At 65.6% G+C, this 21,321-nt stretch carries 18 protein-coding genes; 10 read left to right on the forward strand and 8 right to left on the reverse strand.

What is annotated here, in order from left to right:
* The first annotated feature begins 33 nt into the window (after window positions 1-33).
* Both doeA and doeB read left to right on the forward strand, forming a co-directional pair.
* On the forward strand, window positions 34-1,212 hold the full coding sequence (gene doeA / locus EN857_RS29465) for an ectoine hydrolase DoeA (protein WP_135859477.1): 1,179 nt from the start codon (window positions 34-36) through the stop codon (window positions 1,210-1,212).
* Between the two features lie 5 nt (window positions 1,213-1,217).
* The gene (gene doeB / locus EN857_RS29470; RefSeq protein ID WP_135859478.1) at window positions 1,218-2,219 is read left to right on the forward strand and encodes a N(2)-acetyl-L-2,4-diaminobutanoate deacetylase DoeB; all 1,002 of its coding nucleotides are present in this window, start codon (window positions 1,218-1,220) and stop codon (window positions 2,217-2,219) included.
* A 32-nt stretch (window positions 2,220-2,251) separates the two neighbouring features.
* Here doeB and EN857_RS29475 read toward each other — a convergent pair whose 3' ends face one another.
* A complete protein-coding gene (locus EN857_RS29475) occupies window positions 2,252-3,118 on the reverse strand; it encodes a helix-turn-helix domain-containing protein (protein ID WP_135859552.1) in 867 nt (288 codons plus the stop codon).
* A gap of 106 nt (window positions 3,119-3,224) precedes the next feature.
* Here EN857_RS29475 and EN857_RS29480 point away from each other — a divergent pair, with 106 nt between their 5' ends.
* From EN857_RS29480 to EN857_RS29500, 5 genes are all read left to right on the forward strand, one after another.
* Window positions 3,225-4,493 (forward strand): ABC transporter substrate-binding protein, encoded by a 1,269-nt coding sequence (locus EN857_RS29480; protein ID WP_135859479.1) that lies wholly within the window; start codon window positions 3,225-3,227, stop codon window positions 4,491-4,493.
* 320 nt (window positions 4,494-4,813) lie between these two features.
* The gene (locus tag EN857_RS29485) at window positions 4,814-5,674 is read left to right on the forward strand and encodes a sugar ABC transporter permease (protein WP_126057345.1); all 861 of its coding nucleotides are present in this window, start codon (window positions 4,814-4,816) and stop codon (window positions 5,672-5,674) included.
* The gene (locus tag EN857_RS29490; protein WP_127286634.1) at window positions 5,671-6,507 is read left to right on the forward strand and encodes a carbohydrate ABC transporter permease; all 837 of its coding nucleotides are present in this window, start codon (window positions 5,671-5,673) and stop codon (window positions 6,505-6,507) included. Before EN857_RS29485 ends, EN857_RS29490 begins: the two co-directional genes overlap by 4 nt.
* A gap of 10 nt (window positions 6,508-6,517) precedes the next feature.
* Window positions 6,518-7,603 (forward strand): sn-glycerol-3-phosphate ABC transporter ATP-binding protein UgpC, encoded by a 1,086-nt coding sequence (gene ugpC / locus EN857_RS29495; protein WP_135859480.1) that lies wholly within the window; start codon window positions 6,518-6,520, stop codon window positions 7,601-7,603.
* Between the two features lie 65 nt (window positions 7,604-7,668).
* Entirely contained in the window at window positions 7,669-9,702 is a 2,034-nt protein-coding gene (locus EN857_RS29500; RefSeq protein WP_135859481.1) for an aldo/keto reductase, read from the forward strand.
* A 440-nt stretch (window positions 9,703-10,142) separates the two neighbouring features.
* On the opposite strand, the gene EN857_RS29510 is transcribed toward EN857_RS29500, so the two are convergent.
* Window positions 10,143-10,571, reverse strand: coding sequence for an Lrp/AsnC family transcriptional regulator (locus EN857_RS29510; protein WP_127392189.1), 429 nt, complete (start codon window positions 10,569-10,571; stop codon window positions 10,143-10,145).
* A 122-nt stretch (window positions 10,572-10,693) separates the two neighbouring features.
* Here EN857_RS29510 and EN857_RS29515 point away from each other — a divergent pair, with 122 nt between their 5' ends.
* A complete protein-coding gene (locus EN857_RS29515) occupies window positions 10,694-11,800 on the forward strand; it encodes a saccharopine dehydrogenase family protein (RefSeq protein ID WP_135859482.1) in 1,107 nt (368 codons plus the stop codon).
* A 165-nt stretch (window positions 11,801-11,965) separates the two neighbouring features.
* On the opposite strand, the gene lpdA is transcribed toward EN857_RS29515, so the two are convergent.
* The 4 genes from lpdA to EN857_RS29540 all read right to left on the reverse strand — a co-directional run bounded on the left by lpdA (window position 11,966) and on the right by EN857_RS29540 (window position 17,197).
* Complete coding sequence (gene lpdA, locus EN857_RS29520) at window positions 11,966-13,378, reverse strand: dihydrolipoyl dehydrogenase (protein WP_128273212.1); 1,413 nt, start codon at window positions 13,376-13,378, stop codon at window positions 11,966-11,968.
* Window positions 13,379-13,614: 236 nt separating this feature from the next.
* Complete coding sequence (locus EN857_RS29530) at window positions 13,615-14,931, reverse strand: dihydrolipoamide acetyltransferase family protein (RefSeq protein ID WP_127284090.1); 1,317 nt, start codon at window positions 14,929-14,931, stop codon at window positions 13,615-13,617.
* Between the two features lie 17 nt (window positions 14,932-14,948).
* Window positions 14,949-15,962 carry an alpha-ketoacid dehydrogenase subunit beta gene (locus tag EN857_RS29535; RefSeq protein ID WP_135859483.1) on the reverse strand — a complete coding sequence of 338 codons (1,014 nt, stop codon included), beginning with the start codon at window positions 15,960-15,962 and terminating at the stop codon, window positions 14,949-14,951.
* A 2-nt stretch (window positions 15,963-15,964) separates the two neighbouring features.
* Window positions 15,965-17,197: a 3-methyl-2-oxobutanoate dehydrogenase (2-methylpropanoyl-transferring) subunit alpha gene (locus EN857_RS29540; RefSeq protein ID WP_127392193.1), complete on the reverse strand. Its 1,233-nt coding sequence runs from the start codon at window positions 17,195-17,197 to the stop codon at window positions 15,965-15,967.
* A gap of 559 nt (window positions 17,198-17,756) precedes the next feature.
* On the opposite strand from EN857_RS29540, the gene holA reads away from it, so the two are divergent.
* A complete protein-coding gene (gene holA, locus EN857_RS29550; protein ID WP_135859484.1) occupies window positions 17,757-18,803 on the forward strand; it encodes a DNA polymerase III subunit delta in 1,047 nt (348 codons plus the stop codon).
* Between the two features lie 211 nt (window positions 18,804-19,014).
* A complete protein-coding gene (locus tag EN857_RS29555) occupies window positions 19,015-19,224 on the forward strand; it encodes a hypothetical protein (RefSeq protein ID WP_127392195.1) in 210 nt (69 codons plus the stop codon).
* Window positions 19,225-19,581: 357 nt separating this feature from the next.
* Here the strand turns inward: EN857_RS29555 and EN857_RS29560 are convergent, their stop codons facing one another.
* Together EN857_RS29560 and EN857_RS29565 are read right to left on the reverse strand one after the other, a co-directional pair.
* Complete coding sequence (locus EN857_RS29560; protein ID WP_135859485.1) at window positions 19,582-20,466, reverse strand: ParB/RepB/Spo0J family partition protein; 885 nt, start codon at window positions 20,464-20,466, stop codon at window positions 19,582-19,584.
* 45 nt (window positions 20,467-20,511) lie between these two features.
* Window positions 20,512-21,309, reverse strand: coding sequence for a ParA family protein (locus tag EN857_RS29565; RefSeq protein ID WP_135859486.1), 798 nt, complete (start codon window positions 21,307-21,309; stop codon window positions 20,512-20,514).
* Window positions 21,310-21,321 lie beyond the last annotated feature (12 nt).

Consider the following 21,321-nt stretch of genomic DNA (forward strand, 5'->3'; position numbering starts at 1 on the left):
GGCTCAAGGCCCAACAAACGAGGACCAAGAACAATGCAGCCGAATTTGAAATTCACGCGCGGCGAATATGCGGAGCGCCTCGCCAAGACCCGGAGGGCAATGGCGGCCAAGGGGGTCGATCTGCTGATCGTCAGCGACCCCTCCAACATGGCCTGGCTGACCGGCTATGACGGCTGGTCGTTCTATGTCCATCAGGCGGTCATCGTGCCGCCTTCAGGCGAGCCGGTCTGGTACGGCCGCGGCCAGGACGCCAACGGCGCCAAGCGCACCGCCTATCTCGCCCATGACAACATCATCGGCTACGCCGACCACTACGTGCAGTCGACCGAGCGCCACCCGATGGACTTCTTGTCCAGCGTGCTTTCCGATCGCGGCTGGGGCAAGCTCGCCATCGGCGTCGAAATGGACAATTACTGGTTCTCGGCCGCCGCCTTCGCCGCGCTGCAGAAGCACCTGCCCAACGCCCGGTTCGTCGACGCCACCGCGCTGGTCAACTGGCAGCGGGCGGTGAAGAGCCCGACCGAGATCGACTACATGCGCAAGGCCGCCCGCATCGTCGAGGCCATGCACCAGCGCATCGTCGACAAAATAGAGGTCGGCATGCGCAAATGCGATCTGGTCGCCGAGATCTACGATGCCGGCACGCGCGGCGTCGATGGGATCGGCGGCGACTATCCGGCGATCGTGCCGCTGCTGCCGTCGGGCGCCGACGCCTCGGCGCCGCATCTGACCTGGGACGACCGGCCGATGAAGGCGGGCGAGGGCACCTTCTTCGAGATCGCCGGCTGCTACAACCGCTACCATTGTCCGCTGTCGCGCACCGTCTTCCTCGGCAAGCCGACGCAGGCCTTCCTCGACGCCGAGAAGGCGACGCTGGAAGGCATGGAGGCAGGCCTTGCCGCCGCCAGACCCGGCAACACATGCGAGGACATCGCCAACGCCTTCTTCGCCGTCTTGAAGAAATACGGCATCGTCAAGGACAACCGCACCGGCTATCCGATCGGCATCTCCTATCCGCCGGACTGGGGCGAGCGCACCATGAGCCTGCGCCCCGGCGACCGCACCGAGCTGAAACCCGGCATGACCTTCCACTTCATGACCGGCCTCTGGCTGGAGACGATGGGGCTGGAGATCACCGAATCCATTCTCATCACCGAGACCGGCGTAGAGTGCCTGGCCAATGTGCCGCGCAAGCTGGTCGCGAAGGATTGATCGCGATGGCGGCCTTGCGTCCTTCACCGATCGTCCCGACCGTCGATTTCGACAAGGACGGCGTCCAGCACGGTTTCCTGCGCCTGCCCTACAGCCGCGACGATTCGGCCTGGGGCTCGGTGATGATCCCGATCTGCGTCATCCGCAACGGCAACGGCCCGACGGCGCTGCTCACCGGCGGCAACCATGGCGACGAGTACGAGGGGCCGCTGGCGCTCTACGACCTTGCCCGCACGCTCGATCCCAAGGAGGTCACCGGCACGGTCATCATCGTGCCGGCGATGAACTACCCGGCCTTCCGCGCCGGCACCCGCACCTCGCCGATCGACAAGGGCAATCTCAACCGCAGCTTCCCCGGTCGTCCGGACGGCACGGTGACGGAAAAGATAGCCGACTATTTCCAGCGTGAGCTCCTGCCGCGCACCGACATCGCGCTCGACTTCCACTCCGGCGGCAGGACGCTCGACTTCGTGCCGTTCTGCGCCGCCCACATAAGGCCGGACAAGGACCTGGAAGCGAAGGGCTTCGACGCGGTCGAGGCGTTCTCGGCGCCGTGGTCGATGAAAATGCTGGAGATCGACGCCGTCGGCATGTTCGACACCGCCGCCGAGGAGATGGGCAAGCTGTTCATCACCACCGAGCTCGGCGGCGGCGGCACCTCCCGCGCCGAGACGGTGCGCATCGCTCGCCGCGGCGTGCGCAACGTGCTCAAGCATGCCGGCATCGTCGCCGGTGCGGTCGAGTTGGCAAAGACCCGCTGGCTCGACATGCCTTCCGGCGACTGCTTCGCCTTCGCCGAGGACGACGGCATGATCGAGACGATGGTCGATCTCGGCGAGCCCGTCGAGGAGGGACAGGTCGTCGCCCGTATTCATGGCATCGGCCGCACCGGCGTCGCGCCGCAGGAGATCGGGGCGAAAATGTCGGGCCTGCTCGCGGCGCGGCATTTTCCAGGCCTGGTCAAGGCCGGCGACTGCGTTTCGGTGGTGGCGGTCGAGGTGGGGTGACGCGACGCGCGCACCCATGAAGTGATCCTCGGCTATTTGACGCCGGCCCGGCGGAAGTCGGAGGGCGACATGCCGGCAAGCTTGCGGAACGACTTGTTGAAGGCGCTGAGCGAGCCGAAGCCCGAATCCATGGCGACGCGCAGCACGTTGGCGTCCTCATGCATCAAGAGCGCCTGCGCATAGCTCAGCCGCAGCAGGTTGACATACTCGTTGAGCGTCATCCCGGTCGACTTCTTGAAGATGCTCATGGCGTATTTCGGGTGGATGTCGACGACAGCCGCTATGTCGATGCAGTCGATCTCATAGAGGAAATTCTCGGCGATGAAGTCGCACATGCGCCCGACATTGCGCGAGGACTGCTGGTCGAAGGGGCTGCCCGCCGAATGTGCGGCGGGAACCCTCGAAACAAGCCGGTAGGGTTCGAACCGCACCCGCTCCAGCCGAAGCAGCAGCTCGTTCACCGCGTGCTCGGCTTTGGCCGCGTCGCCCGAGCGGGCGTAGCTGTTCCAGCGCTCGAAATTGTGGTTGTCGGCCTGGTCGGTGGCCGACGTCACCAGCGTGGCGCCCGTCATCAGCCGGTGCCGGACATCGGTGGGCAGATGCAGCCGGAAGAAATGCACCAGCGGCAAATGCGCCCCGGCATAGACGGCATCGTCACTGAGATCGTCCATCTGGTGCGGCAGGCCGCCCCAGAACAGGCACATCTCGCCGGCCGACAGCGAGATCTCGTGATCGTTCATCAAATAGTGCACGGTGCCGCGCACGATGAAATTGACTTCCACCTGCGCGTGCCAATGCGGCTTGAGCATAACCAGCGGCTGTGTGTGGAACATCTGCAGCATTAGCGGCATGCCTTCCACGCTGCTGGCGCCAGGCTGGTAGAACGGCCGTTCCGGCATCTTACTTTCCGCCAATTTTCTTTTCCCTTTGTCCGGGACAAGCCTTCCGCGCTGCATAATCTAGCCACGCTCACTGTGAGAGAGCAAATGAAATGGGAGGAGTTCAATGCGCACCACACTGACCTGCGCCGCGCTCGCGCTTGCCCTGGGCTCCGGCCCGGCCATGGCGCAATCCGGCGAAATCACGATCTGGAGCTGGAACATCGCGGCTTCGTCGCTGAAGGCCACCGTCGCCGGCTTCAACAAGAAATACCCCGACATCAAGGTGACCGTCGAGGATCTCGGCAACCAGCCGACCTATGACAAGTCGATTGCCGGCTGCGCCGCCGGCGGCGTTGGTCTGCCGGACATCGTCTCGATCGAGAATGGCGAGGCCGAGAACTACTGGAGCCAGTTCCCCGACTGCTTCGTCGACCTGCATACGCTGGGCTACACCGCCGAGGACCAGAAGAAATTCCCCGATTTCAAGCGCACCGAGCTCGAGGTCGGCGAGAAGGCCTATGCGATGCCTTGGGATTCCGGCCCGGTCGCCTCCTTCTACCGCCGCGACTTCTACGAGAAGGCCGGTGTCGACCCCGCCTCGATCAAGACCTGGGACGATTTCATCGCCGCCGGCAAGAAGATCCAGGCCGCCAATCCCGGCGTCACCATGACCAACGCCGATTTCAACGGCGACACCGAATTCTTCCGCATGATCGCCAACGAGCAGGGCTGCGGCTATTTCGCCGAGGACGGCCAGTCGATCACGGTCAACCAGCCCAAATGCGTCGACACGCTGACCAAGATCAAGGAGATGAAGGACGCCGGCATCATGGCCTCGGCCGACTGGGGCACCAAGATCACCAACAACACCGCCGGCGCCGTCGCCACCCAGGTCTATGGCGGCTGGTATGAGGGCACCATCCGAACCGAATCGGCCGGCGAAAACGGCAAGTGGGGCGTCTATCCGATGCCGAGCCTGACCGCCGACGGCCCGCGCGCCGCCAATCTCGGCGGCTCGTCGCTGGCCATCACCTCGGCCTCGAAGAACAAGGAAGCGGCCTACGCCTATCTGAAATACACGCTGGAGACCAATGAAGGCCAGATCACCATGCTGAAGGATTTCGGCCTGGTGCCGTCGCTGATCTCGGCGCTCGACGACCCCTATGTCTCGCAGGGCCTGCCTTACTGGGGCGGCCAGGCGGTGTGGAAGGATATCCTGGCCACCCTGCCCAAGGTCGTGCCGAGCCGCGGCACGCAGTTCCAGAGCGATGCCGAGCTCATCATGCGCGCCGTGCAGACCAAATATCTGGGCGGCGGCTATCCGGACGCCAAGGCGGCGCTCGACGACGCCGCCAACCAGATCGCCTCGGCGACTGGGTTGCCGGTGAAGTGAAGGCAGAGATGCTGGTGGGCCAGATATAGGGCACCTTGCCGGACTGTTGGCGCTGCCCCTCGCCTGCCTGCCGGCATCCTCTCCCCGTATAGTGACGGGGAGAGGGACGCTGCCGCCAGCGATTTCGCCAATCGCCAGCGTTGCAAAGCAGGATGCCAAGGCCGCGGCTAGCCCCTTCTCCCCGTCAATATACGGGGAGAAGGTCCCGGCAGGGGGATGAGGGGCGGCGCTGACCTGGCCAAATCATGCTGCCCCCACCGGCCGCATCCATATCAACACTGCCCGCCACAACAGGCGGCAACCGATTGAAGGAGGAAACGATGCGCCATCAGAACGCCACGGCCTATCGTTTCCTCACGCCCTATCTGCTGATCTTTTCCATCTTCTGGGTCTGGCCGATCATCAGCTCGTTCCTGATCTCCTTCCAGGCGACGCGCACCGTGCCCTGGCGCTTCGCGCCGACCTTCAACTGGGGCCGGCTGATCGGCGACCCGGCCTTCTACAACGCGCTGAAGAACACGCTGCTCATCCTCGTCATCCAGGTGCCGGTGATGATCTCGCTGGCCATCGTCATGGCGGTGCTGTTGAACTCGCCGCTGCTGAAAGTCCGCGGCCTCTACCGCTTTGCTTTCTTCGCCCCGGTGGTGGTCGGCGAGGTTGCCTATTCGGCGGTGTTCCGGCTGATGTTCAATCTGAACTTCGGCATCATCAACAAGCTCTTGAACAGCGTCGGCCTGCCCAGCGTCGACTGGTTCTCCAACGTCACGCCGGCCATGGCGCTGATCATGATCGCGGTGACCTGGCGCTGGGCCGGCTACAACGCCATCATCCTGCTCGCCGGCCTGCAGTCCATCCCGGACGATGTCTATGAGGCGGCCACGCTCGACCGCGTCAGCAAGGTCAAGCAGTTCTTCTACATCACCCTGCCGCTGTTGAAGCCGATCATCGTCTTCTGCGCCGTGCTGTCGATCATCGGCACCATGCAGCTGTTCACCGAGCCGTTCCTGATCACCGAACGCGGCGGCCCCGGCGGTGGCACCGAGACGCTCGGCCTGCTGCTCTACCGCCAGGGCTTCCGCTCGCTCAATTTCGGCTACGCCTCGGCCGTCGCCTACACCATGGCGGGGCTGGCGATAGCCATCACCCTGGTGCAGCTCTGGCTGACGAGGGACCCGAAATGACCTCGCGCTCGCAAAGCCGGCTCGGCCGCGCAATCGCGCTGCATCTCTTCCTGACGCCGCTGGCGGTGATCTGGCTGTTTCCGCTGTGGATGATGGTGGTGTTCTCGACCATGCCCGACAACGGCATCTTCAGCCCCGGCATCGAGCTTCTGCCGCACGACAATTTCGTCGACAATTTCAACAATCTGCAGCGCGACACCAATTTCGTCGGCGCCATCGGCATCTCGGTTTCGGTGGCGGTGACCTACACCTTCCTGTCGGTGCTGCTCACCTCGATGGCCGGCTGGGCGCTGGCGCGCTATCAGTTCGTCGGCAAGGGCGCGGTGGTGGCGATCATTCTCGGCACCATCACGCTGCCCTATTCGGTGGTGCTGATCCCGCAGTTCATCATGGTGGCGCGCGACTTCCAGCTCGCCAACACCTGGATCGCGCTGATCGTGCCGCCGCTGTTCAATTCGCTCGGCGTGCTTTTCATGCGGCAGGCCTTCTCGATGATGCCGGCCGATCTGTTCGACGCCGCCCGCGTCGAGGGCGTCAAGGAGTGGCGCATCTTCCTGTTCGTCGCGCTGCCTTTGGCACGGCCGATGCTGGCCGCGCTGGCCATCATCCTCTTCCTCGCCTCGTGGAACAATTATCTCTGGCCGCTGCTGATCAACAGCCAGCCCGGTTCGATGACCGCGCCGGTGGCGCTCGGCACGCTGATCGGCCTGACCAAGGTCTCCTGGGGCGGCATCATGGCCGGCGCCGTCATGCTGACCGTGCCGATGCTCGTCGTCTTCGTGCTCCTGCAGCGTCATTTCATTGCCGGCATCGCCGCCGGCGCGGTCAAGTAGGAAAGGCGATATGGCAGCGGTCACACTCACCAATGTCGTGAAGCGCTTCGGCGGCTTCGGCGTCGTCCATGGCGCCAACATCGACATCGCCGATGGCGAGTTCGTCGTCTTCGTCGGCCCGTCCGGCTGCGGCAAGTCCACGCTGCTGCGCATGATCGCCGGGCTGGAGGACATCAGCGCCGGCGAGATCGCCATCGGCGGCAAGGTGGTGAACGATGTCGAGGCGGCCGAACGCGGCATCGCCATGGTGTTCCAGTCCTACGCGCTCTACCCGCACATGACGGTGGAGCAGAACCTGAGCTTCGGCCTGCGCATGAACGGCAACCCGAAGGCCGACACCGAGCGGCGGGTGAGGCGCGCCGCCGAGATTCTCCGCATCGACGAGCTGATGCACCGGCGACCGAAGCAATTGTCGGGCGGCCAGCGCCAGCGCGTCGCCATCGGCCGCGCCATCGTGCGCGAGCCGCAAGTGTTCCTGTTCGACGAGCCGCTCAGCAATCTCGATGCCGAGCTGCGCGTCCAGATGCGGGTCGAGATCTCCAGGCTGCACAAGGAGCTCGGCGTCACCATGATCTATGTGACGCACGACCAGACCGAGGCGATGACGCTGGCCGACCGGATCGTCGTGCTCAAGGCCGGCAATGTCGAACAGATCGGCGCGCCGCTCGATCTCTATGACGACCCGGCCAACCGCTTCGTTGCCGGCTTCATCGGCTCGCCGAAGATGAATTTCATGCCGGCGAAGGTGGTCGAGACCGGGCAGGGCGCGGCGACGGTCGAGCTCGTCAACCACGCCGGCGCGCGGCTGAGCAAGCCGCTCCAGAGCGCGCCTCCGGCTGTCGGCGCCGAGGTCGTGCTAGGGGTCAGGCCGGAACACTTCTTCGATGCCGGCAAAGGCGATTGCGACATCGCCGTCAAGGCCGATGTCGCCGAGCATCTCGGATCGGTGAGCTACGTCTACGCCGGTGCCGGAGACGACGAACTGATTATCGAGCGCGAGGCATCCAGGCAGCGGGCGAGCGGCGACCATCTGACGGTGGCGATCAAAGCCGACAAGGCGCTGCTCTTCGACACCAAGGGCGCGCGGATACGCTAGAGCAATTCCAATGGTCCATTCTTGCCCGATCGCGGATGCGTGGCGGCGACCCCAGGAGATTTGACATGACATCCAGACCGCAAAAGATTCGTTGGGGCATTCTCGGGCCCGGCAGCATCGCCAAATCCTTTGCCGGCGGCGTGGCGCAGTCGCACACCGGCGAACTGGTAGCGCTCGGCGCCCGCAACTCCGGCAAGCCGGGCCTCGCCGAGACCTTCCCCGGCGCGCGCATCCTCGACGGCTATGAGGCGCTGCTCGCCGACGACGGCGTCGACGCCGTCTATATCTCGATCCCGCATCCCGGCCATGCCGAATGGGCGATCAAGGCCGCTGAAGCCGGCAAGCACGTGCTGTGCGAAAAGCCGCTGGCGCTCACCGCTTTCGAGGCCGACGCCATGATCCATGCCGCGCGCAAGGCCGGCACTTTCCTCGGCGAAGCCTTCATGTACCGGCTGCACCCGCAGACGTTGAAGCTGGTCGAATTGATCAAGTCGGGCGTCATCGGCGAAGTCCGCATGATCAAATCGAGCTTCGGCTTCGCCATGCCGGGCTTCATGCCGGAGCACCGGCTCTATGCTAACGACCTCGCCGGCGGCGGCATCCTCGATGTCGGCGGCTATCCTGTGTCGATGGCGCGGCTGCTTGCAGGCGCTGCGATCGGGCAACCCTTCGCCGAGCCCGACAAGGTTGTGGGCGCTGCCCATCTCGGCCAGTCCGGCGTCGACGAATGGGCCTCGGCGCTGCTGCAGTTTGCCGACGGCATCGTCGCCGAGGTTTCCTGCAGCATCTCGCTCAACCAGGACAATGTGCTGCGCATTCTTGGCACCAAGGGCCAGATCGAGGTGCCTGACTTCTGGTTCGCCGGTGGCAACCGCGACGTCGGGCCGGGCAGGATCGACCTGATCCGGCCCGACGGGAGCCGCGAGACCATCAGCGTCAACGAGACCCGCCATGTTTATTCCTTCGAGGTCGACGGCGCCGGCGAGGCGATCCTGGCCGGTCGGCAGGAATTCGCCTGGCCGGGCATGTCCTGGGCCGACAGCCTCGGCACGCTGCGCGCGCTCGACAAATGGCGCGCCGCGGTCGGGCTGGAGTACGAGATCGAAAAGCCGGCTAAGCGCGCCAACACCCTCTCCGGCCGGCCGCTGCGCAAGGATGGCAAGGCGATTGCCAAGCGCGCCATTCCCGGCCTGCCGAAGCCGGCGTCCGTGGTGGCGCTCGGCTTCGAGGACTTCCGGACGTTCTCCTCGGGCTCGATCCTGCTCGACGCCTTCTTCGAGGCCGGCGGCAATCTGTTCGACACCGGCTATGTCTATGGCGCCGGCTACACCGAGACGCTGCTCGGACAATGGCTGCGGAGCCGCGGCGTGCGCGAACAGTCGGTTGTCATCGGCAAGGGTGCGCATTCGCCGCTCTGCTATCCCGACGTCATCGGCAAGCAGCTCGCCCAGTCGCTCGACCGGCTGCAGACCGACCATGTCGACATCTATTTCATGCACCGCGACAACCCGGATGTGCCGGTCGGCGAGTTCGTCGACGCCATGGACGCCGAGGCCAAGGCCGGCCGCATCCGCGGCCCGTTCGGCGGCTCGAACTGGACCATGGAGCGCATGGACGAGGCGATCGCCTATGCCGAGCGCACCGGCAAGCAGAGGCCCGGCGCGCTTTCCAACAATTTCTCGCTGGCCGAGATGCTGGAGCCGATCTGGGCCGGCTGCGTCACCTCGTCCACCGACGACTGGAAGGCCTGGCTGACCGCCAGGCAGATGCCGAATTTCGCCTGGTCGAGCCAGGGCCGCGGCTTCTTCACCGACCGCGCCGGGAGAGACAAGCAGGACAATGAGGAGCTGGTCAGGGTCTGGTACTCCGAAAAGAATTTCGGCCGCCGCGACCGCGCCATCGAGCTCGCCAACCGCCTCGGCAAGAGCCCGATCCATGTCGCGCTCGCCTATGTGCTGGCGCAGCCCTTCCCGTCGGTGCCGCTGATCGGCCCGCGCACGCTTGACGAGCTGGAGGACAGTCTCAGGGCGCTGGATATCAAGCTGTCGGCGGAAGATGTCGCCTGGCTGGACAACGGGCCGGAGCGGCGCAGGGCTTAGGCTGCTTGGGGCGTTGAAAAGGAAGCGCAGCGTTCCTTCGCCCCCCTCTCTGCCCTGCCGGGCATCTCCCCTCAAGGGGGGAGATTGGCAGCTTCGATCCCGGCGCCTTTTCTGCCACATCGGCGATTGGCGAAAGCCGGCGTGACATCTGATCTCCCCCCTTGAGGGGGAGATGTCGCCGAAGGCGACAGAGGGGGTCGGTCCGACCGGGCGCGGCCTGTTCCTTTCCTCTCCCTCCGGAGGGGGGAGAGGTGGCGCTGCGAAGCAGCGACGGAGTGGGGGAAGCCGGTCCTCGAATGCGCTGCCGCTGACAATTCACCGCAGGCTTGAAATAGCAACGGCCGTGCAGGTCGACCCCCACTCCGTCGAGCTTCGCTCGACACCTCTCCCCCGATCGACGGGGGAGAGGAAAGGTGCCGTTCACTCGCCTGCCGGCAGTTTCACCGATCGATCCGCGTCGACAGAATGATCGACGACGACGTCCGCTCGACCCCGTCCATAGCGCCGATCTGGTCGAGCAGCGCGTCGAGATCGCGGATCGACGGCGCGTCGACGATGACGATCATGTCGAAATTGCCGCTGACCGAATGCAGCGTCCTGACCGGCGGCAGCGCCGCCAAGGCGCGCACCACCTTGTCGGCGAGCTTGGGCGTGACGGTAAGCAGCACATGCGCCCTGACCAGCCCTTGCTCATAGTCGGGCGACAACCGCACGCCGTAGCCCGCAATGATGCCGCGCTGCTCCAGCCGATCGATCCGGCTCTGCACCGTGGTGCGCGACACGCCGAGCTGGCGGGCGAGCTCGGCGGTCGAGGCGCGCGCGTTGGCGCGCAGCAGCGAAAGCAGGGCCTGTTCGGCATCGCTGATCATTTCGACGATCCTTGTCGGCATATTGTTCAAAATGGCATTTCGCTTCGTACAATTCCACGCTTCCTTTCGACAGGCAAGCTGCGATGATTCCCGCCAGTTTCGAAATGGCAGGGGTATAGATCATGAAAAAGAACATCGTTGTCGTCGGCGCCGGCAAGATCGGCTCGACCATCGCCGAGATGCTCGCCTCCACCGGCGACTATGGCGTGACGCTCGTCGACCGCTCGGCGGCGCAGCTTGCGGCGGCCGAATTGCCCGCCGGTGTCGAGACGCTTGAGATCGACATCGCCGCGCCGGGCGTGCTCGAGGCGGCGCTTGCCGGCAAGTTCGCGGTGCTGAGCGCCGCGCCCTTCCATCTCACCACGCGCATCGCCGAGGCTGCCGCCGCTACCGGCGTGCACTATCTCGACCTCACCGAGGATGTCGTCAGCACCAGGCGGGTTAAGGAGCTGGCGCGCGACGCCGGGAGCGCCTTCATTCCGCAATGCGGGCTGGCGCCGGGCTTCATCTCCATCGTCGCCAACGATCTCGCCAGCCGCTTCGACACGCTGGAGAGCGTGCGCATGCGGGTCGGCGCGCTGCCGCAATATCCGTCCAACGCGCTGAACTACAATTTGACCTGGAGCACCGACGGCGTCATCAACGAATACTGCGAGCCCTGCGAGGCGATCGTCGAGGGCGAGCTGATCGAGGTACCGCCGCTGGAGGAGCGCGAGGAGTTCTCGCTCGACGGCGTCACCTACGAGGCCTTCAACACCTCGGGCGGGCTGGGCACGCTGGCCGAGACGCTGAAGGGCAAGGTGCGCACGCTGAACTACCGCACCATCCGCTATCCCGGCGACGCCGCGATCATGAAGGCGCTGCTCAATGATCTCGGGCTTCGCCATCGCCGCGACGTGCTGAAGGACATTTTCGAGAGCGCGCTGCCGTCGACGCTGCAGGACGTCGTCATCGTCTTCGTCACCGTCTCGGGCCGCAAGAATGGCCGCCTGCTGCAGGAGACCTACGCCAACAAGATCTACTCGAAGCGCGTCGGCACCCTGGTGCGCAGCGCCATCCAGATCACCACCGCCTCCGGCATCTGCGCCGTGCTCGACATGCTGGCCGACGGCTCGCTGCCGGCCAGGGGCTTCGTGCGCCAGGAAGACATCGCGCTCGACGCCTTCCTCGCCAACCGCTTCGGCCGCGCCTACGCTCAGCACGAGATGGAAAGCCGGCTCGCGGGGTGAGCTGTGCAATCTTCCCCGTTGAGGGGGAGATGTCGCCGAAGGCTACAGAGGGGGTCGCTTCGCGTGGAGCGCTAACCTCCATCTGTCGCAAGGGAGGTCGCGTCCGGTCGCACCGGCCCCCTCTGGCCTGCCGGTCATCTCCCCCTCAAGGGGGGAGAAACCTTTTCAAATATGCAGCGCCTGACCCAGCGCCTTGAGCGCCGCTTCCTGGAAACCTTCGCCCTGCGTCGGATGGGCGTGGATCGTTCCCGCGATGTCCTCCAGCCGCGCCCCCATTTCCAGCGCCAGGCCGAACGCGGCTGACAGTTCCGAGACCCCCTGGCCGACCGCCTGGATGCCTAGCACCAGGTGGTTGTCGGCGCGGGCGACGACGCGCACGAAGCCATCCTCGCCGAGCCTGGTCATGGCGCGGCCGTTGGCGGCGAACGGGAACTGGCCGATCTTGATCTCGCCAGCCAGCGCCTTCGCCTCGTCCGGCGACAGACCGGCGGTCACCAGCTCCGGATCGGTGAAACAGATCGCCGGGATCGAGCGCTTGTCCCAGCTTCTTTTGTGGCCGGCGACGATCTCGGCCACCATCTCGCCCTGCGCCATCGCCCGGTGCGCCAGCATCGGCTCGCCGGTGACGTCGCCGATGGCGAAGATGCCGCGCATCGAGGTGCGGCACTGCTCATCGATGCGGATGAATTTGCCGGCCATGTCGAGGTCGATCTGGTCCAGCCCCCAGCCTTCGGTGAGCGGCTTGCGCCCGACGGTGACGAGGATCTTGTCGGCGGCGACCTTGGCGTTCTTGCCGTCTGCCGCCTCGACCAGCAGCGCATCGCCCTTGCCGGCCTGTCCCTGGGTCGACACCCCCTTGGCCTTGGCGCCTGTCATCACCTCGATGCCGAGCTCGCCGAGCCGCTTCACCACCGGTCGGGTCAGTTCGGCGTCATATTGCGCCAGCACGCGGGGCAGCGCCTCAACCACGGTGACCTTGGCGCCCATTTTTGCGAAGGCCATGCCAAGCTCCAGCCCGATATAGCCGCCGCCGACCACGGCGAGCTTCTTCGGCACCTCGCTCAACGCCAGCGCGTCCGTCGACGAGATCACCGGGCCGCGGAACGGCAGGAACGGCAGTTCGACCGGCGCCGATCCGGTCGCGATCACCACCGTCTCGGCGCGGATCACCTGGGTGCCGGTCTCGGTCTCGACCTCGACGGTCTTGCCGTCGCGGAACGTCGCCCAGCCCTGCACGGTCTTCACCCTGGCCTTCTTCAGCAGCCCGGCGACGCCGCTGTTCAGCCGGCTAACGATGCCGTCCTTCCAGGCGATTGCCTTGGCCAGATCGAGCGTCGGCGCAGCGACCGAAATGCCGAGCGGGCTGTTGCCGCCGGCCATATGCGCCACCTTCTCGAACTCCTCCGCGGCATGGATCAGCGCCTTGGAGGGAATGCAGCCGACATTGAGGCATGTGCCGCCCGGCTTTCCCGCCTCGACGATCACCGTATCGACGCCGAGCTGGCCGGCGCGGATCGCGCACACATAGCCGCCGGGCCCGGCGCCGATGACGAGCAGCTTGCAGGAGATTTCTTTCATGATGTGGTCCTTCGATCCGAGGGAACGTTCCGTCGCGATCCTTCGCGCCCCCCTCTGTCCTGCCGGACATCTCCCCCACGAGGGGGGATATCAGCAGCTTCGTCGTTTCGTTCATTCCTGCAACGGCGGAGATTGGCGAAGCCCGGCATGACGTCCAATCTCCCCCCTTGTGGGGGAGATGCCTGGCAAGGCAGAGGGGGGCGCTGTCCCGCCATCATCTCAATCGTCCCGCCCCACTAATCCACGAAAATCAGCGCAGGCGTTTCCAGCAGCGCCTTGATGCGCTGGACGAACACAGCGGCATCCCAGCCGTCGATGACGCGATGGTCGAAGCTGGACGACAGGTTCATCATCTTGCGCGGGATGAACTGGGTGCCGTCCCACACCGGCCGCACCATCATCTTGTTGACGCCGACGATCGCCACCTCCGGATAGTTGATGACCGGCGTCGTCGCCACGCCGCCCATGGCGCCGAGCGAGGTGATGGTGATGGTCGAGCCTGACAGCTCGTCGCGGCTCGCCGTGCCCGACTTCGCCGCCTCGGCCAGCCGGTTGACCTCGGCGCCGCACTCCCACAGGTCGCGCGCCTCGGCATGCTTGACCACCGGCACCACCAGCCCGGACGGCGTCTGCGCGGCGATGCCGATATGGACGCCGCCATGCTGGTGGATGATGCCGGCCTCGTCGTCGAAGATCGCGTTGATGCTCGGCTGGTCGGCGATCGCCTTGACCATCGCCCGCATTAGGAACGGCAGCAGCGTCAGCTTCGGCCGGTCCTGCCGCTTCTCCTTGTTCAGCGTCGCCCGCAGCTCCTCCAGTGAAGTGACGTCGATCTCCTCGACATAGGTGATGTGTGGGATGCGCGATTTGGCGAGCGCCATCTTCTCGGCGATCTTGCGCCGCAGCCCGATGACCTTGATGTCCTCGACATTGTCCTTGCGGGCAAGCCCGGAGGTTTTCGCGACCTGCGGCCCGCGCGCCAGGAACGCCTCGATATCCTCATGGCCGATGCGGCCGGCCGGGCCGGAACCCGCGACCTGCCTGAGGTCGATGCCGGCTTCCCTGGCGCGCAGCCGGACGGCGGGCGAGGCCAAAGGCTTCTCGCCTTCGGGACGCGGCGCGCCGGAAACCAAGGCCCGTGCCGCCCCATTTGCGGGAGCTGGCGCCGGCTTGGCTTTCGGCGCGGCGACCTTTGACTGCGCCTTCGGGCTCGCCGGAGCGGCCTCGGGTTTCGGGGTTGGCAGCTTGGCTGGCGGTTCGGCCTTGATGGCCTCTTCCGCCGCATCGCTCTGCGGCTTCATATTGCCCTCGCCGGCAACCTTCAGCCGCACGATCGGCGAGCCGATCGCCACCGTGTCGCCGATCTCGGCGCCCAGCCACAGGATCTCGCCATCGACCGGCGAGGGAATCTCGACGGTTGCCTTGTCGGTCATGACGGCGGCCAGCACCATGTCCTCGCGCACGAGGTCGCCGACCTTCACATGCCATTCGACCAGCTCGGCCTCGGCGACGCCTTCACCGACATCCGGCAGCTTGATGACGTGCTCGCCCATGGTCAGGCCTCCCCTCTTCAAGCTTCCAGCGTTTCGACGAGCGCGCGGCCGACCCGGGCCGGGCCGGGAAAGTAGTCCCACTCCTGCGCGTGCGGATAGGGCGTGTCCCAGCCGGCGACGCGCACGACCGGTGCTTCCAGATGGTAGAAGCAGTGCTCCTGCACCAGCGCCGAGAGCTCGGCGCCGAAACCGGAGGTCAACGTCGCCTCGTGCACCACCACGCAGCGTCCGGTCTTCGTCACCGAGGCGACGATCGTCTCGAGATCGAGCGGCAGCAGGGTCCTCAGATCGATGATCTCGGCGTCTATGCCGGTCTCCGCGGCCGCCGCCTCGGCGACATAGACCATCGTGCCATAGGCGAGCACCGTAACCGCGGCGCCCTGCCTGCGGATCGCCGCCTTGCCGAGCGGGACAGTGTAGTGGCCGTCGGCGACCTCGCCAAGATCATGTTTCGACCACGGCGTCACCGGGCGGTCGTGATGGCCGTCGAACGGACCGTTGTAGAGCCGCTTCGGCTCGAGGAAGATCACCGGATCGGGATCCTCGATCGCCGCGATCAGCAGCCCCTTGGCGTCGGCAGGGTTGGACGGCACGATCACCTTCAGGCCGGAGACGTGGGTGAACAGCGCCTCCGGGCTCTGGCTGTGCGTCTGGCCGCCGAAGATGCCGCCGCCGGTCGGCATGCGAACCACGATCGGGCAGGTGAAATCGCCGTTGGAGCGATAGCGCAGCCGCGCCGCCTCCGAGACGATCTGGTCGTAGGCCGGATAGACATAGTCGGCAAACTGCACCTCGACGCAGGGCTTAAGCCCATAGGCGGCCATGCCGATGGCGGCGCCGACGATGCCGGCTTCGCTGATCGGCGCATCGAAGCAGCGGCTCTTGCCGTATTTGGCCTGCAGGCCTTGCGTGCAGCGGAAGACGCCGCCGAAGAAGCCGACATCCTCGCCGAACACGACGACGCGCTCGTCGCGCCCCATCGACACGTCCATGGCGTCGCGGATCGCCTCGATCATGGTCCGTCTCGGCATGGTCAGACCCCTGCCTGCTGGCGCTGGCGCCTGAGATGCGGCGGCATCTCGGCATAGACGCCCTCGAACATGTCGCGCGTCGACGGCTTGCCGCCGGCATGCAGCGTGCCGTGGCTCTCGGCCTCCTTCTGCGCCGCGATCACCGTCTCGAGGATTTCGGCTTCCGCCTGGGCATGGCGCTCGTCCGACCAGACGCCGCGCAGGATGAGATGGTTCTTCAGCCGCACGATCGGGTCGCCGAGCGGCCAGGCATCGGACTCCGCCTTCGGCCGGTAGGCGGACGGGTCGTCCGAGCTCGAATGCGCGCCGACGCGGTAGGTGACATATTCGACCAGCGTCGGCCCGAGATTACGGCGCGCCCGCTCGATCGCCCATTTCGCCACCGCATGGACGGCGAGATAGTCGTTGCCGTCGACGCGCAGCGAAGGGATGCCGAAACCGAGGCCGCGCGCCGCGAAAGTGCCGGAGCCACCACGCGCAATGCCCTGGAACGTCGAGATCGCCCACTGATTGTTGACGACATTGAGCACCACCGGCGCCTTGTAGGTCGAGGCGAACACGAGTGCTGCATGAAAATCGGACTCCGCCGTCGAGCCGTCGCCGATCCAGGCGGCGGCGATGCGCGAATCGTTGGAGATCGCCGAAGCCATCGCCCAGCCCACCGCCTGGATGTACTGCGTCGCCAGATTGCCGGAGATCGAGAAGAAGCCGTGCTCCTTTGACGAATACATGATCGGCAGTTGCCGGCCCTTCAGCGGATCGGCCTCGTTGGAATAGATCTGGTTCATCATCGTGACCATCGGATAGCCGTCGGCGATGAGCAGGCCGGCCTGCCGATAGGTCGGGAAGTTCATGTCGCCCTTGGTCAGCGCCTTGCGGAAGGCGCAGCTCACCGCCTCCTCGCCGAGATGCTGCATGTAGAAGGAAGTCTTGCCCTGGCGCTGCGCCATCTGCATGCGCTGGTCGAAGCTGCGCAGCGTCATCATGTGGCGCAGGCCTTCGAGCAATTCCTGGTCGGAAAGCAGCCCGGCCCACGGCCCGACTGCCTCGCCGTCGCGGTTGAGCACGCGGATGATCGAGAACGCCATGTCGCGGATGGTGCGCGGATCGACATCGATCTCCGGGCGCGGCGCCGATCCGGCCTTGGGGATGGTCACATTGGAGAAATCGGGCGTGCCACCCGGCCGCACCTCGGGCTCGGGAACATGGAACCGCAACATTCCAGCATCGGCCATGACCTACGTCCTCCAATGTTGCCGGTGCGATAGTTGCACATCCGCGCCACTAATTCATCGGCCAGATGACGGGCCGTGCCCCGGCTTCTCGGCTGATCAAGGCCGATACGGCGCGCTGGCGACAAGATGCAGATATGACGGCGAAATTTCTTGTCGATGTTTTCCTGCGTCACGCAATTTGGCGAATGGCTGTGACCGGTCTGGCGCAAGAGCCTGAAATGCCCGGACCACGTAGGCGTTCGGGTAACTGTCGAGGCCAGTGCTGCCCCTCACCTGCCTGCCGGCATCCTCTCCCGGTATGGTGACGGGGAGAGGGGCGCTGTGTCCCCCGTTTCGCCAATCATCAACGTCGCAAGAAGGGCGCCAACGTCGCGGCCATCCCACTTCTCCCCGTCACTATGTGGGGAGAAGGTGCCGGCAGGCGGATGGGGGGCGGCGCCGGCGGTCAGCTATGAATCATCATCCGACATCGAAACAATCGCCCGCGCGAGCCAGATAGGCCTCTGCAAGTTGCCGAAACTCTGGTTCACCCGCCCCGCCTCATGCTAACTCACCCCGCATGGCACAGAAGAAGGGATACGAGGTCGATTCGTGGCTGGCGCGGCCTGACGCGGCCATGTCCATCGTCCTGCTTTACGGCCCGGACCGCGGGCTCGTCGCCGAACGGGCCAGGGCTTTTGCCGGCAAGACCGGCCTGCCGCTCGACGATCCGTTCTCGGTCGTCAGGCTGGACGGCGCGGAAGTCGACCGCGACCAGGGCCGCCTGCTCGACGAGGCGCGCACCGTGCCGATGTTCTCCGACCGGCGGCTCTTGTGGGTGCGCAACGCCAGCGGCCAGAAAGCGCTGGCCGACGACGTCAAGGCGCTGACATCGGAGCCGGCGCGGGACGCCATCATCCTCATCGAGGCCGGCGACCTGAAGAAGGGCACCGGCCTGCGCGCCATCGTCGAGGCCGCCGGCAACGCCATCGCCCTGCCCTGCTATGCCGACGAGGCAAGGGATATCGAGACCGTCATCGACGACGAACTGCGCAAGGCCGGCATGTCGATGACGCTGGAGGCGCGCCAGGCGCTGCGCCGCAATCTCGGCGGCGACCGGCTGGCGTCGCGCGGCGAGATCGAGAAGCTGGTGCTCTACGCCCACGGCCAGAAGGAGATCAACCTCGACGATGTCCGGGCGACGTCCGGCGACGTGTCAGGCGCCTCCTTCGACGATGCCGTCGATGCGCTGCTGGACGGCAAGATCGCCGATTTCGACACCGCTTTCACCCGACACTGCCAGGGCGGCGGCCACCCCTTCCTGGTGCTGTCGGCGGCGATGCGCCAATTGCAGGCGATCCAGGCGATGCGCGGCCAGATGGAAGGCGGCGGCCGCAACGCCGCCTCCGTCGTCGCGGCCGCGCGCCCGCCGGTCTTCTTCTCGCGGCGCAAGCTGGTGGAAAAGACGCTGGAGCGCTGGAACGTCGAGGCGCTCGGCCGGGCGCTCAACCGGCTGCAGACCGCCGTGCTGCAGACCCGCAAGCGGCCGGACCTGTCGGAAGCCCTGGCGCGCCAGGCGCTGCTTGGCATTGCGGTCGAAAGCGCGCGGTTGGCGCAGAGGGGCTGAGCCGTCTTCGCCTGAATGCAGTCCCGGTCGCCTATTAGAGCAATTCCAGGAAAAGTGGCCGGCGGTTTTCCATACGGGATTGCGCAATAACAAACACTTAGGGGCAGACCCGGATTCCATGAAGCGCTGTGCCGCACTACAGACTTCAACCTCAAATTGGGATTGGCTGGCTGGCGCCAGGTGTTTCAGGGGCGATTCGGGGGGGGGTGAAATGACCAAGAAAGTCGTTATCGGGTTCTTTTTCAGCGTGTTCTTGACGGTTGTCCTCTGGCAGGTCACCGCTCGCCTGTCCTTCGGCCGCGCGTTGGACGACATCGTGTTCATGGCAAGCCCAATCGTGGCGATCGTCATTTCCGTACTGCTTGTCCGGTCGAAGCTGATGCACAGCAACCGGACAAACGAAGATACGGACGACGCCTAGCGACCGGGACGAGCGCGTTTCGTCGTTTCATAGGAAGGGCGCCCTTCCTCTCCCCCGTCGATCGGGGGAGAGGTGTCGAGCGAAGCTCGACGGAGTGGGGGTCGACCCGCGCCGGCGTCGTTGTTTCTGGCGGGGTGATGCCTGATTGATGAATTGTCGGCGGCGGGGCATTTAAGGACCGCCTTCCCCCACTCCGTCGCTGCTTCGCAGCGCCACCTCTCCCCCCTCCGGAGGGAGAGGAAAGGAGCCGGGCGGAGGGGTCACAAAACGAAGGGCCGGCGGATGCCAGCCCTTCCTCGCTTTTCATCTTAAGCCGAAACGTTATTAGCCGGCTAAATGTCCTGAAATCTCGACACTTTACCGCTCGTCCTTCAGCCGCCGGCAGAGCTCGTCGAGCTGGTCCAGCGTCCGGTAGTTGACGCGAATTGTGCCGCCGCGCTCCTTGTGCTCGATCGACACGATCATGCCGATCGTGTCGGTGAGCAGCTTTTCCAGCGCCAGCGTGTCGGGGTCCTTTTCCACCGGCTCGGCCTTTTTCGCCTTGGCCGGCGTCGGACCGGCCGGCATCTGCGCCAGCGCTTCGGCCTGGCGCACCGAAAGTCCCTCCTCGACGATGCGCTTGGCGAGGCCCGCCGGATCCTCGGCCGTCACCAGTGTGCGGGCGTGGCCCGCCGACAGCGCGCCGTCGACCAGCATGTCGTGGATGACATTGGGCAGCTTCAGGAGCCGCAGTGTGTTGGCGACATGGCTTCGGCTCTTGCCGATCACCTGGCCGAGGTCGGCCTGGGTGTAGCCGTGCTCGTCGATCAATTGCTGATAGCCTTGCGCTTCCTCGACCGGGTTGAGGTCGGCGCGCTGCACGTTCTCGATGATCGCCAGCTCCAGCGCCGTGCGGTCGTTGACCTCGCGCAGGATGATCGGCAGCTCGGTCAGGCCGGCGCGCTGCGCCGCCCGCCAGCGCCGCTCGCCGGCGATGATCTCGTAGCGGCCGGGCTGCGTTGGCGACGGCCGCGCCACCACCGGCTGCACGACGCCGTGCTCGCGGATCGACTGCGCCAGATCGGTCAGCTCGGCATCGCCGAAATGCCGGCGCGGGTTCTTCGGATTGGGGCTGACGAATTCGATCGGCACCTTGCCGTCGGCCGCCGGGCTCAGCTTTTCCGGGATCGCCGGGCGGTCGATCTCGCCGATCAGCGCCGCCAGGCCGCGGCCAAGTCTTTTTCTCGAAAGGTCTTCACTCATAATCTGTCCAGATCGTTTCGGTATCGAATCGGCGTTTGGCCGGCATCAGGCGGCGCGCAATTTGCGCTCGCGGCGGATCACTTCGGAAGCGAGCTGCAGATAGGCCTGGCTGCCCGAGCATTTGAGGTCATAGAGGATCGCCGGCTTGCCGTAGGAGGGCGCTTCGGAAACGCGGACATTGCGCGGGATGATCGTCTCGTAGACTTTGTCGCCCATATGCGTGCGCACGTCCTGCACCACCTGGTTGGCCAGGTTGTTGCGGCCGTCGTACATGGTAAGCACGATGCCCTGGATGGTGAGATCCGGGTTGATCGTGCGACGCACCTGCTCGACCGTCTCGAGCAGCTGGCTGAGACCTTCAAGCGCGAAGAACTCGCACTGCAGCGGCACCAGAACGGAATCGGCTGCCGCCATTGAATTCAAGGTCAAAAGGTTGAGCGACGGCGGGCAGTCGATCAGCACATAGCCGAAAGGCGCCGAACGCTCGGCCGCCGCGCGCAACGCGTTGCGCAGCCGCAGCACCCGGTCCGGCGCCGAGGCGATCTCCATCTCGATGCCGAGCAAATCGAGCGTCGATGGCACGATCGAGAGGCCCGGCACCGCCGTCGGCACCGCCGCCGCTTCGAGATCGAGCTCGCCGATCAGCACGTCGTAGGAGGAGACGGTGCGGTCCTTGCGGTCGATGCCGAGCCCGGTGCTGGCATTGCCTTGCGGATCGAGGTCGACGATCAGCACCTGTTCGCCGATCGCCGCCAGCGCCGTCGCCAGATTGATGGCGGTCGTCGTCTTGCCGACGCCGCCCTTCTGGTTGGCTACGGTGATGATTCGAGGTCCAGTTTTCATGGGTCTATGCCA

It is taken from the genome of Mesorhizobium sp. M4B.F.Ca.ET.214.01.1.1 (assembly GCF_004791545.1).
GTDB lineage: Bacteria > Pseudomonadota > Alphaproteobacteria > Rhizobiales > Rhizobiaceae > Mesorhizobium > Mesorhizobium abyssinicae.